The organism is Heyndrickxia sp. FW510-T9 (genome assembly GCF_058781025.1).
Window position 1 is genome coordinate 78,588 of sequence record NZ_JBYSWK010000009.1, and the last position, 14,198, is coordinate 92,785.

A 14,198-nucleotide genomic window follows, 5' to 3' on the forward strand; every position below is an offset into this window, starting at 1 on the left:
TGTCCAGCTCCAGGTGAAATTTGCACTATAATTTCAATAGCGCCTATCGGCTAGCGGATGTGCAAGGCACTTTCGCTTTTCTTATCACATTACTTCTCGTCGTTTTCTCATTCTGATCATATAGGTTGCAAGTTTTTGAATGCTAAATCCTAATAAAAGGATAATTACTAATAGCAATGTAATAGTAGCACCAGGAGGAGTTCCAAGGTGGTACGAAGAAACTAAACCGATAAAAACACTGCCCAAAGCTACGAGTAAAGCAGTGATAAAAACAAACTTAAAGCCTTTCGCCAATTTAATCGCAAAGGATGCTGGGAGAACTAAAAGGGCTGATACTAATAAAACTCCAATGGTTGGAATAATGACTGAGACCGCGAGACCTGTAAGAATGCTAAATGATATTGATAATAGATTCGTATTCACTCCACTTGAATAAGCAGTATCTTCATCAAAAGTCATTACAAACAATGGTCGCTTAAAAATAAGAAAATATAATAGCACAAGGACTGTTACACCTACTAAAACATATACTTGCTCATTACTAATTGTGACAATCGATCCGAATAAATATTGGTCTATGTTCGGGCTCATCCCACCACTAGTTACGCTCATTAAAAATAGTGCAAAGGATAATCCAGCTGCCATTAATATCGCAATGGAAACCTCAGAATAAGAATGATAGGATCTACGCATATATTCTATCCCTATGGCACCGATAATGACAATAATCATACTAGAAAGAGTTACATTGGAATGAATAAAAAAGCCAATTGCCACACCTGCTAATGAGATATGTGATAACGTATCAGCCATTAACGCCTGTCTTCTTAATACAAGAAATATTCCAATCAAAGGTGCGATGATAGCAATGAGTCCGCCTGCCCAAAATGCCCGTTGCATGAACTCAAGGTTAAACATTTCCATTCTCCATGTTCTCCTTTCTCTAGATGTATCACTTTATCAAAACTGCCTTCCATTTCTTCACCGTCATGTGTAACCATTACGACTGTTCTTTTATGTGTTTTTACTTGATGGTTCATAAATTGGTAAAAACTCTTTCTACTCTCATAATCCATTCCAGTCGTCGGTTCATCCAATACTAATAAGTCTGGTTCTGTTGCAAGGACTCTAGCAATACATATTTTTTGTTTCTGTCCTCCAGAAAGAGCACCAATTTTTTCATTTCTGAATTCCCACATCCCTACCATTTTCAGGGCATTCTCTACCAATTCATGATCTATCTCCGTTAGTCTTTGATACCACTTCTTATCTTGAAATCTACCAGAACGAACCAATTCAATGACCGTACTAGGGAAGCCAACATTAAAAGATGCAATTTGCTGGGGCACGTATCCAACCTTCAATGGCTTCCCAGAGCTGTTCTTTTTGCTTAAATATACAATTCCTGACCATGGTTTAATCAATCCAAGCATTAATTTAAGCATGGTTGACTTGGAGGCACCATTAGCTCCTGTTATTCCCACAAATTCCCCAGATTCTATTTCAAACGATATTCCATTTAAAGTTGGAACGTGAGAATACCCAAAAACAATATGATCTAATGTTGCTAGTTTCATATTTTTGCATCCTTTCAAAAAAAATTAAAACTAGCGCCATGAAGGCGCACTAACTCTTTTACATATATTATTGGTCGATCTGCTTCACCAAGTGAAATTAGCCCTTCAAATTTCAACAAACCTTAAATATGCCCAATACTAGCGCAAGATAAACAGATCGACCACCACTCATTATGTGGGTATACACATATAGTAATTTTTACTCATTCAATGTTTGTTTAAGACTCTTTAAATTTTCTTCCATCTCTGAAATATAATCAAGTCCTTTTTTCTGATCCTCTTTGCTTAGACCCTCTAATGTATTAAGCACTTTGGTCTTAGCTCCTATTTCTTTTGCTAACGTTTCTGCTACTTTAGGTGAAGCTAATTCTTCATAATAAATCACTTTTAAATTATGCTTTTCAGCAAATTTTTTCAACTCAGCCAACTTAGCAGGGCTTGGCTCTTGATCTGGAGATAATCCTGCAATCGGAACTTGTTTCAGACCATATTCTTTGGCAAGATAACCGAATGCGGCATGTTGAGTAATAATTTCTTTTCTTTTCACATCTTTTAATTCCGACCGAAACTTATTATCTAGATCTTGTAATTTATGCAAATATTCATTACTATTTTTTTCATAATAACTTTGATTTTTTGGATCTGCTTTCACTAATGCTTGCGTAATGTTTTTCACTTCTTGCTCAGCAAGTGCAGGGCTTAACCATACATGTGGATCCAACCCGCTTCCGCCTTCTGAATCTTCGTCTTCTGCACCTTTCATTAACGTGATTCCATTACTTGCTGCAACAAATGTTGGACCGTTATTTCCTAAGCTTTTCTGGATATTAGGAACCCAAGTCTCCATTGATTCACTATTGTATACTAATAGCTTAGCCTTTTGAATGTTCGCAATATCCTTTGGGGTTGGCTCCCAATCATGCGGCTCGACATTCGAAGGAATTAAAAGCTGTACATCCGCCTTATTACCAGCAACGTTCTTTGTAAATTCATACATTGGGTAAAAGGTTGTTACTACTTGAATTTTCTTATTTCCCGTATTATCCGTACTATTCGTATCTACACTATTTCCGCATCCCGCTAGCAAAAGAATGAAAGCAGTGAGAAGAAATAACACTTTTATATTTTTAACATAACTCATTACTATTTCCCCATTCTACCATGATTTTTTTAAACTCTCAAAAATGTAATCATTCCGATTTAAAACTCATATTATATTAACTTATAAATGTAATGAATCGCAACCATTAATGTAGAGGACTACATCTCCTCATTAATAGTCCATTCAAATGGATCTACCATTTCCATCCAATTTTGTTCCATTTCTTCGTTCGTAAGTAAGCACTGATCCAAGGATGCACGAATTTCATCTTGGTCCATCTCAATTCCAATCAAGACAAACTCTGTTTTTCGATCTCCAAATTTTGGATCCCATTCCTGCAAAATTTCCGGCTCACTTTCAAAATAGTAGGATTGTTCCTGTTCAGGCATTGCAGCTATCCAATAAGCAACTGGTCCAAATTCAATAGAAGGTCCTGCTTGAGACATCAACAACGCAACGTCGTTTCTAGTTGCACACCATACAATTCCTTTTGATCTTACAATTTCTACTGGAAGATTCTCCAACCAGTTGGAAAATCGCTCCGAATGAAAGGGAATATTACTACGATAAACAAATGAACTAATCCCATATTCATCTGTTTCTGGAATATGTTCTTCTGCTTCTAGTTCTTTCAGCCATCCAGCAGATTCGCTTGCTTTTTCAAAATCAAATAAGCCAGTATTTAATATCTCAGAAGGCTGAATTTTACCATGCTCTGTCCGGATAATCTTCGCTTCTGGTTGCAGCTTCTTTAAGAAATGTTCTAATTGTTCCAGTTGATCATTTTCTAACATATCACATTTATTCATGATGAGGACATCACAGAACTCAATTTGATCAACGAGTAAATCTGCTACGGTTCTTTCGTCTCCCTCTCCAGCAATTTGCTGACGATCTAATAAGGAATCCCCTGAAGAGTAATCTTTCCAGAACCGGTTTACATCTACAACTGTCACCATTGTGTCTAATTTACATAGAGATGTTAAATCAATGCCTAATTCCTCATCAATGTATGAAAATGTCTGGGCGACAGGTACAGGCTCACTAATTCCAGTCGATTCAATCACGATATAATCGACTTCTCCATTTCTTGCGAGCTTTTCTACTTCAATCAATAAGTCTTCTCTTAATGTACAGCATATACAACCATTTGATAATTCAACAAGTTTTTCTTCTGTACGATGCAGTTCTCCACCCTGTTTAATGAGACCTGCATCAATATTAATTTCACTCATATCATTTACGATAACAGCTACTTTCAGATTTTCGCGGTTCTTCAAAATATGATTCAAAATTGTTGTTTTTCCTGCTCCTAAATATCCGCTTAATACGGTAACTGGTATTTTAGCCACTTTGTTCCCTCCTGTTTTAAAGTGTAATGATTCCGATTTACAGAATAAAAATAACAAATACTCTCGATATCAGAATATCTTTTTGAATTTAAAACGAATCCATTACGATTTAGACGCTATACAAACTCTCAAACAATATATGTATTAGTCTTATATAATATACATACTAAACCTCACTACATTTACAAATCGTAATGATTACGCTTTTACATTGTAAACTATCCCTTATCTTACGTCAACACTTTTTAACAGTACTCTTTCAGGTAAAACTATACCCTTCGATTTCCTAAAAAAATAACCAGTGCTGCAAATGTTGTGGAAAAAACATTTATGCACTGGCTAATCATTATTTTAATGCTTTCAACACTACCGCTTCACCTTTAAAAGAAACAACACGATTATTCTCGATCTTAATAGAAAATTTTTCTTTTATCTCATTAGAAGAATTTAATATAAAACTTGTTAAATTTCCTTTTTCTGTTTCTGAAAGATTCATTCGATCACACCATGGTTCAAATAGGGAGAGCTTCTCAAATCGGTGCCACTCTTCGATTACGAATCCTCTTGATTCTAACATCTGCATCCACTCTGATTTTTTCCAAGCTCTAAAATGGCTGTAATCTCTCATTTTTTCTATACTATTATAAAATTCATCGTAAGCAGGTAACTCAGGAACAACATTATCATCTAATAAAAATTGACCATTATTTTTTAACACTCTATGAACTTCCGAAATAAAGGCTTTGATGTCCGGAAAATGATGTGGTGCGATTCGACAAGTGATAATATCAAATGATTCATCAGTGAATGGTAAATTCTCGGCATCTCCTTCCACAAATTGAACATTTTGATTGCCATTGCCTTTGATAAATTTTTCAGCTACTGTAAGCATTTCTTTTGTTAAATCGAATGCTGTTACATTTTTTACATGAGATGCGAAGGCATTTGCAGTATGCCCGCCGCCTGTTGCAATATCAAGCAGTGTTTCATTTCCGGTTAGTGTTGCAATCTCTAATAACTTCTGAAGGTCCTTTCCTTCCTTATGTGCTTTGCTTTCCACATATGACTCGGCACTTTTGCCAAATTGTGCTTGAACATCCTTTTTTGTATGATTCATTCCTATCCCCTCCATCCTTTTCTATCTTTACTATATGGCAATGGGTGCATTAAGAAAATGTTCAATATTTAATGTTTTAGCATAAGAAAAAGTTATCACTAATTATGATCAGAGTACAAAAAAACCTATTCCTTGTAAGGTAATAGGCTTTTGCAAAGTTATTGTAATTCTGCTATTTTCCTTGGTTTCCTTAAACGATTTGTAATCGTGTCCTCTTGTGGTGTCGTTTTGCGAATGAAAAAAGATAAAAGAAACGCAACAATTGATAAAACTGTCGCTACCATGAAGGCATCATTTATCCCCATAACCATTCCTTGATGTTCTGCAAGTAAAAAGTGTGCTTTATCCGACTTCAAAATATGTTCCTGCACCATAATATCCTTTAAATGACTTACACCTTTATTCGTCATAATCGAAACAAAGAATGCCATTCCAACAGCACCAGCTATCATTCTTAACGTATTCACCATTGCCGTTCCAAATTTATTTAAGTTAGCGGATAGTTCATTTAGCCCTGCTGTAAAGATTGGCATCATTACTAATGACATGCCTAGCATTCTTACCGTATAAACTGATACAACGTATAAGAATGTGGTTGTTACTTCAAGCTTCGTTAATGCATAAGTAGTTAAGAGCGTGATGGCTAAGCCAATAATCGATAACCATTTTGCACCATACTTATCAAATAATTTCCCCGTAATTGGCGACATAATCCCCATTACAATTCCACCTGGTAAAAGCATTAGTCCTGATAAAAGCGGCGAAAATCCACGAACATTTTGCATGTAGATCGGCATTAAAATCATCCCTGAATACATGGCCATTGTCACGACTACATTAATAATGGTTGTTAATGAGAATATTTTATAGCGAAATATACGAAACTCGAGGATTGGTTCCTCCACTACCCATTGACGCCACACAAACAAGATTAAACTGATTGCGCCAATAATAAACATCGAAATGACATCAGCACCATTCCAGCCATTTGTTCCTGCTGTAGCAAAGCCATATAATATTCCACCAAATCCAATTGTGGATAAAATTACACCGATTACATCAAGCTTAGGACGTCTTGTTTCTGATACATTTTTCATCAAAAATATTGCGACGATAAAGTTTACAAGTGCAAATGGGAAAATAATAAAAAACAAAACCCGCCATGAATGATTCTGAATGATCCAACCCGATAAGGTCGGACCGACAGCTGGAGCAAAGTTCATCGCAACTCCGAAAAGTCCCATAGCAAAGCCGCGGCGTGCAGGCGGAAACAAAATAAAAATAACATTTGTAATAAGCGGAAATAATATCCCTGCACCAATCGCTTGAATAACTCTTCCGATTAAGATGAATGAGAAGCTAGGTGCAATTCCACAAATTAATGTTCCAAGTGCGAAAAAACCCATGGCAGCAAGATATAGCTGTCTAGTAGTAAATCGATTCATTAAGTATGCGGTAATCGGAATTACTATTCCATTTACAAGCATAAAAATGGTTGTTAACCAGTCCGCAGTTGTCGCTGAAATATGAAGTCTATTCATCATTTGCGGCAAAGCTACATTGATTAACGTTTGATTCAAAAAGGCAACGACTGCCCCGATGAGCATAATCGTAAAAATAGGACCCGTTCGAACCGGACTATTTGTAGTTGTAGTTGTATTCATTTGTGTTTGTATTCCTCCCTATTTATAAATGAAATTTTGCAAGTGAGATAATGGCGGTGAACGTTGTAATCATATAAAATACCCGCCTAAGCGGGATATAGTTAAGGATTCTATTAATTACATAAAGGCTGTTTTCACAAAGACTGTTGCTTTTCGTATAAGTATATAATCCTTAAATGGATAGGATTCGCGCTCTTTTCTACATTCCGTTTTTCATTTGATAGTAGAAAATCACCGTAAAAATCCTACTGCCGATTTTTACTCATATGTAAATAGCAACAGGTTAAAATCGGTTTTTGGATTTTATACAAAGTTTAAGAAAAGAGCCTACATAAAAGAAGTAGATATAATTTTGTTACCATTCCTTCGTATCGCGAAATATATTCTACCTACATATCAAGTTTTTGTCAATTGTTATATTTTGTGATTTACTGAAAATAAAAACCAGGCGACAGCAGCCACCTGGTTTTTATCATTTTTAATTTGAAAACTGTGATTTATATTCGCTAATGACAAGATCAGGTTCCTGACTTTCACCCTGCATTTGTCTTAAACGTGCAGCCTTATTCACCTGTTCATCCGCATGATAGCTTGAACGAACGAGTGGTCCGGCTTCGCAATGTTTAAATCCTTTTTGTAAAGCTATTTCCTTTAATTCCGCAAATTCGTCTGGGTGTACATAGCGTTCCACTTTAAGATGTTTCTTCGTTGGCTGTAAATATTGCCCGATTGTCATGATGTCTACATTGTGTGCCAATAAATCATCCATCGCTTGAATGATTTCCTCTTTTGTTTCCCCAAGTCCAACCATAATACTTGATTTTGTTGGTGTATTCGGACTGATTTCTTTTACTCTTTTTAAAAGTTCTAATGAGCGTTGATAAGTAGCCTTGGAACGAACCCGTTTAGTTAAACGTTCCACCGTTTCGATATTATGGTTAAAAATATCTGGTTTTGCATCCATCAACATTTTCAGGCTTTCGTAGTCACCTTTCATATCAGAAGGCAGCACTTCCACTGTGCAGGAAGGAACTCGTCTCCTAATTGCACGAATTGTTTCCGCAAAGATCGCTGATCCTCCGTCTGCGAGATCATCACGAGCTACAGCCGTTACGACACAATGACGTAATCCCATTATTTCCACTGACCTTGCTACACGTTCTGGTTCTTCCCAATCCAGCTCTGTTGGCAAACCAGTCTTTACAGCACAAAATCGGCAGCCACGTGTACATAAATCACCTAGAATCATAAATGTCGCCGTTTTCCTAACTGCCCAGCATTCATGTATATTCGGACATTTTGCTTCCTCACAAACGGTATGAAGTCTTTCCTCACGCATCATTTTTTTCAAACCAGTATAAGTACTATTTGTGTTTAATTTTATCTTTAGCCACTCAGGCTTTCTTAAGTATTCATCATTTCTATTGACCACTATGTACACTCCTTATCGATAAAAGGTATAACTATCTGCAGCATACTTTTCTTCCATCAACTCTAACGCTTCATCGATCATCTGCTGCGGTGGTTCATATGTAATAAGTTCAACATGAAGCCCTTTTTTAAAACCATTTTTAAAAGCATCCTTTATCTCGTCCATCGTTGTTTCTCTGCCTAAAATACGATTAATGGAGACAGCTTTGTCTTTGAATGCATTTTTTGCTCGCAACTTCACTCTTTCATTAGGGAAAATAAATAAATTATATAGCGCACCCTCATCCATATCCATTGGAATCGATCCGTGTTGTAAAATGACTCCTTTTTGACGAGTTTGAGCACTTCCTGCCGCCTTTTTGCCGGCAATCTCCAATTCATACCATGATGCTTCTTCAAAGCATACAGCTGTACCCGTTTTGCCAACAGGCGCATTAGGAATCGCTAGGTCAGCTGAAATTCCAAGTAAACGGTAGCCTTCTAGTAATCCTTGTGATAGCACTCGGTAAGATTCAATAATGGAAGGCGACATCTTCTCATGCTTTTCATCAATAATAACAGAATAGGTTAGCTCCTTATCATGCAGAACGGCAAGTCCACCTGTAGGACGTCTAACAATATCAATTCCCTGCTCCTTTGCAGCATCAACATCAATTCTTCCGACCGTTTTCTGAAAATGACCAAGTGATAAACCCGCCGGTTTCCATTCATAAAAACGAATGACTGGCGGAATTTTACCTTCACTATGCCAATTTAGCAAGACTTCATCCAATGCCATATTAAACGCAGGGGAGTGTGCACCAGTATCAAGAAAAAACCATTCTTCCAAGGTTCATCCATCTCCCATTCCTAGTAATCCAATATGTAATGATCCTTTTAAAACATTTTTAGTTTAACATTCTTTTATCCTTTGTCAATAAACCTTATGACCTCTATTTTCGTAATAAAACCATTTATAAAACCAATATGAAAATAATAGGGTAAGTGTAATGGAGATCCATGATAAGTACCATGTCCAATGGATATATTTTATGAGGTCTGTATAGTGTAATATCAATAATTCTGAAATCACTAAAACAGTAGGGTAGACAATAATATAAATAGTTTTCAGCCAAAAGCCTTTTTGGACTGGATAATGAATATTAAAAAGGGCACTAATCACAGGAAATGCAAGAAATTCAAATGTAAAGCTTGTCCGAAGCGCTTGGGCAAAAAAACGACTAGGATAATCAATGAGTCCCAATTGGACAACAATTAATCCAAGAATCCAACCTGGAAGTTGCATAAACGAAAAACTAATCCAAGCATTCCGCATTTTATGTTTTGGAACAAACATGATAAGTAGCAGAAATGAAATAATCCATATCGAAAATTCAATAATCTTGTTTATATTCATAGCTCTACCTTTTTACTACCAGTCGGCTTTTTAAAAAACCATCTTGTAAACCATAAAGCACCTACATTAAAAATAACAGCAAGGATAAATTGATTAAAGACACTCCAATGAATGTAACGTTTCAAATCCGTAAATCTTTCAACTGAATAATCATACATACTAATGACAAAAGCAAAAGCAATAACAAATAGACTTTGAATATGACGCTTTTGCTCGAAAGGAAACAAAAAATAAAAAAGAACGGAAGCAGCAGGATAGATAATAAAGTCATTAAAAAAATTTTGTGATGTAGCTTTATGAAATATCCGAAATGGACTTTCCACCAAATTATATTGCGCTAAAATTGTACCTGCTCCCCATGTTAAAGTTTGCAAGAAAGTAAAATTAAAGCATGCCTCGCGAAGCCGTGTTTTTGGTACGATCATAATTAGTAGAAGAACGACCAATATTGATGCAGTAATAATCCATATGATATTTATGGAAAAACTCATATGTTCATCTCTACTTTCTTTTATTTAGGCTCTTTTCTTAACCATTGTCGTTTTGTAATTTATTAATGCTTTTCCACCAACTAGATTGTACAATCCTTAAAAGAAAAGATGCCCTGAAACTACACCTTATTATGAATTTAATCAAGTAACGAAAAACAATATTTAATACGAGAACTGCCTTTATTTATTAATATGTACATTTTCCCAAAAAATATTAGAGAGAAAATAGCTTTAAATAGTTATTCGTTTTACAAATTATGTGTAATCCAATATGATTATTTTAGAAAAAATATAGAGTATGAGGTCGGAAAATATGCTGCAAAGGTTTGGCTTTTCACAATATGAAAGTAAAGTATATGAGGTTCTTTCTTCAAGCAATGAGCCACTCGATGCTACCTTGATTGTAAAATATTCTGGAGTACCGAAGGCAAAAGTATATGAGGTCTTGACGAGAATGGTTGAAAAAGGAATGGTATTGGACTCTATTTCTGAAAAGAAAAAGCTGTACACAGCATTACCTTTAAATACTGTAATTGATATGTTGACTAGAGAATTCCAAAAAGATTTAGAACAATTAAAGGAACACACCTATCAAAAAAAAGTAACGGATGACAGGGTATGGAGCTTAAAGGTAGATACTTCAATCCTTGCCCAATGTAAGAAGCTGCTACAGAATGCTAAACAATCGATTCAAATATCCGTTTGGGAAGAAGACTTTAGTGAATACTTACCTATATTATTAGAAAAGGAACAATCTGGTGTAAAGGTCGAGGCACTAATAGTAGGAAATGTAGAAGCCCCATTGTCTTCCCTATTTGTTTTATCTCCTAATGAAGAACATCGGATGCTAGAGAAAAATCGCTTAATTATTATTGATGAAGAAGAAATATTATTTGCAGGTGTTGAGGAAGATGCTTGGCAAGCCATTACAACAAAATCCAAGCCATTAGTTAAATTTTTTGTAGAGTTTTTTTATCATGATGTGGCACTTGCTAAAATAACTAAAAAATATGAAGAGACATTAATGCAGGATGATGAGATTAAAAGTTTGTTGATGAGGCTGCGATATTAGGAAAACTTTGTAGCTTTTGTCGGCGTTCGATGAACTGCGGCAGTTTCTATAAAAAAAGAGCTCATTGTGATGGTTCAAGTTTTTTCGAGGACACACGTTCCGCTATTTTATCAAAAACCCGCTTTTTTCTCCTGTTTGAGGACACACGTTCCGTTATTTCATGAAATTCACTTGAAATTAGCTGATTATTACCATGATAACGGATCGTGTGTCCTCTTAATCCTTGAAAACACCACTTTTGTCACAGATAACGGATCCTCTGTCCGTTTCGATAATTATTCGTGGCAAACAGAGGCTGATGCATCTGCCTTTATGCTACATTACTCACCTATTTGATCTTGTAAATACTCTAAATCAGAAAGCAAGGATTCATCTACATAGAATGTACATTCCTTCCCATTATACTTATCTATATCATATTCCATGGTAGTACTTGGCTCCTTATGAAATCTCAAATAGACTTTGATAGATGAGGCTCGTTCTTCAGAATATATTTTATTAGGATTGTTTAACATTAACATACAAAATTCTTTCGTTTTCGTCGATATATCAAACTTATTGGTTTGATTGTATATCCTTACGTTCTCTATCCTTATAAAGTTAGCCTCGTCCGCCATATAATTCCAATCAATTTTTTGTAATGAAATGGGGTCTCTGGTATTATCAACTTTAGCATCATCATAAACTAGATAGAAATATCCGCCCAAAAAATGCCAATTGCTAGTATAATTGCAAATATGATTTTAATGATATAAATCAAATCCTTCTCAAGTGAGATAATTCCCCTCAATATTCCTACTTTAAAACTTTTTTGAATTTTTTAAAAAATATCCAAATCACTAATATACGATAATATTGGAATACTTTCAATAATATTTTTTGGAATTTAGTACCAACATATCTAATAGACGGACTCTATGTAAATTTGTGGTTATTAAATAAAAAATTTGTTGAAGAAGATGAAATAAAAAAAGATCACTTTCTTAGATTGAAGAAGGTGATCTTTTTTTAAAATTTATTATTAGTTGTTTGTCTATCTTCGTTCATTTCCCTCAGAAATTAAAACACGTTTGCTGTCTAGATCCTTACCCTACTCCATAATATATTAGGCTTCTGTTTTTTCATTGATGCCTTTAACTGTTCTAGTAATAGAAATAACTGCACAAACCAACGCTAATAGAATAAACAATCCGCCTACCTGAGCATTGTATAGAACAGAGTATTCATTAATGACTACTCCACCAAAAATGGAGCCAAGTGCTATCCCAAAATGCAGAGCAGAATTATTTAAGCTTTGTTGTATCTCAGACGTTTCTGGTGCCGATTCAATTAAATAATTTTGTTGTGCAGGTGTAATGGCCCAGCTTAGCATACTCCAAACCATCATGACAATGACAAAAAGAACGACTGAAAATGTTACTTTTGGAAGAATAAAAAGGACGATAGAAAATACTGCGATAATGGACAGTATACTTTTCTTTGATCCCCATCTATCAGCCATCCAGCCTCCAACACCACCTCCGAAAACAGCAGACACTCCGAAGATAAAATAAAAAACGCTTATCCATGTTGCATCTAAATGTAAAACGGTTTTTAAAAACGGCGTAAGATACGCATATAGAGTTAAATGCCCAGTTAGGAACAACAAGGAAGTTAACTGTGCAAACAATATTTTTGGATGTTTTAAAGTTTGGAATTGCTGACGTAAAGGGATAGTAGGTTTTGGAGCAATTTTTGATAAGAATATAGCAACTCCAAGCATCGAAATGAGTGTTAGCAACGCAATAAATAAAAATGGTGACCTCCAACCCAAATGATTTCCAATGACAAGTCCTACAGGTACCCCGAGTACTAACGAACCACTAACGCCCATAAAAATAATCCCGATTGCTCTAGCTCGCAATTCCTTTTTCACTATGTTGGAGGCAATTGTCACACATAGCAATACTAAAAGGGAACCGCTTGCAGCAGAAATGATTCTTGATAAGAAGAGCATCGAAAAGTTTGGACTTAAAAAAGCAACAATATTTCCAATGAAGAATATCACTAAGGCACTTAAACATAATTTTTTCCGCTCAATTCGTGCAGTTAACGTCAACAGTACCGGACTAGCAATGGCAAAAATAAGTGAATAAATCGTAATAAGCTCCCCTGCAGTCCCTATAGAGATATGCAACCCTTTTGCAATAATATCCAATATTCCACCAACAATAAGCTCGGCCATCCCAACTACAAACGAAACAATGGCCAATATATATACTCGAAAATTCATCTGAATCCCTCTTTCGTAATCCGGAAAGTTACTACTAAGATAGTAACCTTTATATTCTATTTAACACAAGTGAAAAATTTTACAAGTACTTTTCCTTTTTTGAAAAATAGGGATAAAAATTCAATGCAAGAGGAAAATACTTCTGACAAGGAGGATTTATTATGACGAATATTTTTGAATCAAGTATGGATTATTTTAAAACCCTCGTTGAAAATGAAAATAAAAATCCACTTCATGTTGGGGAAGTCAATAACTTCTGGATATTATTGACGATGATTGAAGAGGGGATTAGTATTTATCAAATGGGCCTAAATACGACGAATGATGAGGATTTAATTCATGCATTTAAAAATGGGGAACAAGCATCAAAAGAAACTGCTAATCAATTAAGAACTTTCTTTAAAAATGAAGGGATACCACTTCCGAACACCTCAGAAGATAAGCCAAAATCCGATCCAAATTCGGTGCCTCTTGGTGTGAAGTATACTGATGACGAACTTGCTAATCTAGTATCCGTTAAAATTGCCGCACAAATTTCATTACTTGGGCAGGCATTAGCCATGTCGGTTAGAAGTGACGGTTGTGAACTTTTATTAAAAATTCAATTTGAATTGTTAAAGTATGGTGCCTCTTTTAAAACTTTAATGAGGAAAAAAGATTGGATGAAAATACCACCTTATTATTATCCACCTGGGGCTCCAACAAGCTAAAAAAAATCTAAGTT

The 14,198-nt window shown here is 35.4% G+C and carries 13 protein-coding genes; 2 read left to right on the forward strand and 11 right to left on the reverse strand.

Going from position 1 to position 14,198, the window contains the following annotated elements; translation table 11 throughout:
* Positions 1 to 84: 84 nt before the first annotated feature.
* From AC3WJF_RS07045 to AC3WJF_RS07090, 10 genes are all read right to left on the reverse strand, one after another.
* Positions 85 to 924, reverse strand: coding sequence for an iron chelate uptake ABC transporter family permease subunit (locus tag AC3WJF_RS07045; protein ID WP_492450670.1), 840 nt, complete (start codon positions 922 to 924; stop codon positions 85 to 87).
* Positions 849 to 1,577 carry a metal ABC transporter ATP-binding protein gene (locus AC3WJF_RS07050; protein ID WP_492450672.1) on the reverse strand — a complete coding sequence of 243 codons (729 nt, stop codon included), beginning with the start codon at positions 1,575 to 1,577 and terminating at the stop codon, positions 849 to 851. The genes AC3WJF_RS07045 and AC3WJF_RS07050 overlap by 76 nt, the downstream gene beginning before the upstream one ends.
* Before the next feature lie 199 nt (positions 1,578 to 1,776).
* Entirely contained in the window at positions 1,777 to 2,718 is a 942-nt protein-coding gene (locus AC3WJF_RS07055; RefSeq protein WP_492450674.1) for a metal ABC transporter substrate-binding protein, read from the reverse strand.
* A 119-nt stretch (positions 2,719 to 2,837) separates the two neighbouring features.
* The gene (locus tag AC3WJF_RS07060) at positions 2,838 to 4,031 is read right to left on the reverse strand and encodes a GTP-binding protein (protein ID WP_492450675.1); all 1,194 of its coding nucleotides are present in this window, start codon (positions 4,029 to 4,031) and stop codon (positions 2,838 to 2,840) included.
* 346 nt (positions 4,032 to 4,377) lie between these two features.
* Positions 4,378 to 5,148, reverse strand: coding sequence for a class I SAM-dependent methyltransferase (locus AC3WJF_RS07065; RefSeq protein WP_492450677.1), 771 nt, complete (start codon positions 5,146 to 5,148; stop codon positions 4,378 to 4,380).
* A gap of 158 nt (positions 5,149 to 5,306) precedes the next feature.
* Positions 5,307 to 6,812: a DHA2 family efflux MFS transporter permease subunit gene (locus AC3WJF_RS07070; RefSeq protein WP_492450679.1), complete on the reverse strand. Its 1,506-nt coding sequence runs from the start codon at positions 6,810 to 6,812 to the stop codon at positions 5,307 to 5,309.
* 478 nt (positions 6,813 to 7,290) lie between these two features.
* On the reverse strand, positions 7,291 to 8,244 hold the full coding sequence (gene lipA / locus AC3WJF_RS07075) for a lipoyl synthase (protein WP_492450681.1): 954 nt from the start codon (positions 8,242 to 8,244) through the stop codon (positions 7,291 to 7,293).
* Positions 8,245 to 8,256: 12 nt separating this feature from the next.
* Entirely contained in the window at positions 8,257 to 9,021 is a 765-nt protein-coding gene (locus AC3WJF_RS07080; protein ID WP_492450731.1) for a lipoate--protein ligase family protein, read from the reverse strand.
* 135 nt (positions 9,022 to 9,156) lie between these two features.
* Positions 9,157 to 9,639, reverse strand: coding sequence for a CBO0543 family protein (locus AC3WJF_RS07085; protein ID WP_492450683.1), 483 nt, complete (start codon positions 9,637 to 9,639; stop codon positions 9,157 to 9,159).
* Entirely contained in the window at positions 9,636 to 10,130 is a 495-nt protein-coding gene (locus AC3WJF_RS07090; RefSeq protein ID WP_492450685.1) for a CBO0543 family protein, read from the reverse strand. Before AC3WJF_RS07090 ends, AC3WJF_RS07085 begins: the two co-directional genes overlap by 4 nt.
* Before the next feature lie 313 nt (positions 10,131 to 10,443).
* Here AC3WJF_RS07090 and AC3WJF_RS07095 point away from each other — a divergent pair, with 313 nt between their 5' ends.
* Positions 10,444 to 11,202, forward strand: coding sequence for a TrmB family transcriptional regulator (locus AC3WJF_RS07095; protein ID WP_492450687.1), 759 nt, complete (start codon positions 10,444 to 10,446; stop codon positions 11,200 to 11,202).
* A 1,105-nt stretch (positions 11,203 to 12,307) separates the two neighbouring features.
* Here the strand turns inward: AC3WJF_RS07095 and AC3WJF_RS07100 are convergent.
* Complete coding sequence (locus AC3WJF_RS07100) at positions 12,308 to 13,474, reverse strand: MFS transporter (protein WP_492450688.1); 1,167 nt, start codon at positions 13,472 to 13,474, stop codon at positions 12,308 to 12,310.
* 161 nt (positions 13,475 to 13,635) lie between these two features.
* Here AC3WJF_RS07100 and AC3WJF_RS07105 point away from each other — a divergent pair, with 161 nt between their 5' ends.
* Entirely contained in the window at positions 13,636 to 14,184 is a 549-nt protein-coding gene (locus tag AC3WJF_RS07105; RefSeq protein WP_492450689.1) for a DUF3231 family protein, read from the forward strand.
* The last annotated feature ends 14 nt before the right edge of the window (positions 14,185 to 14,198 follow it).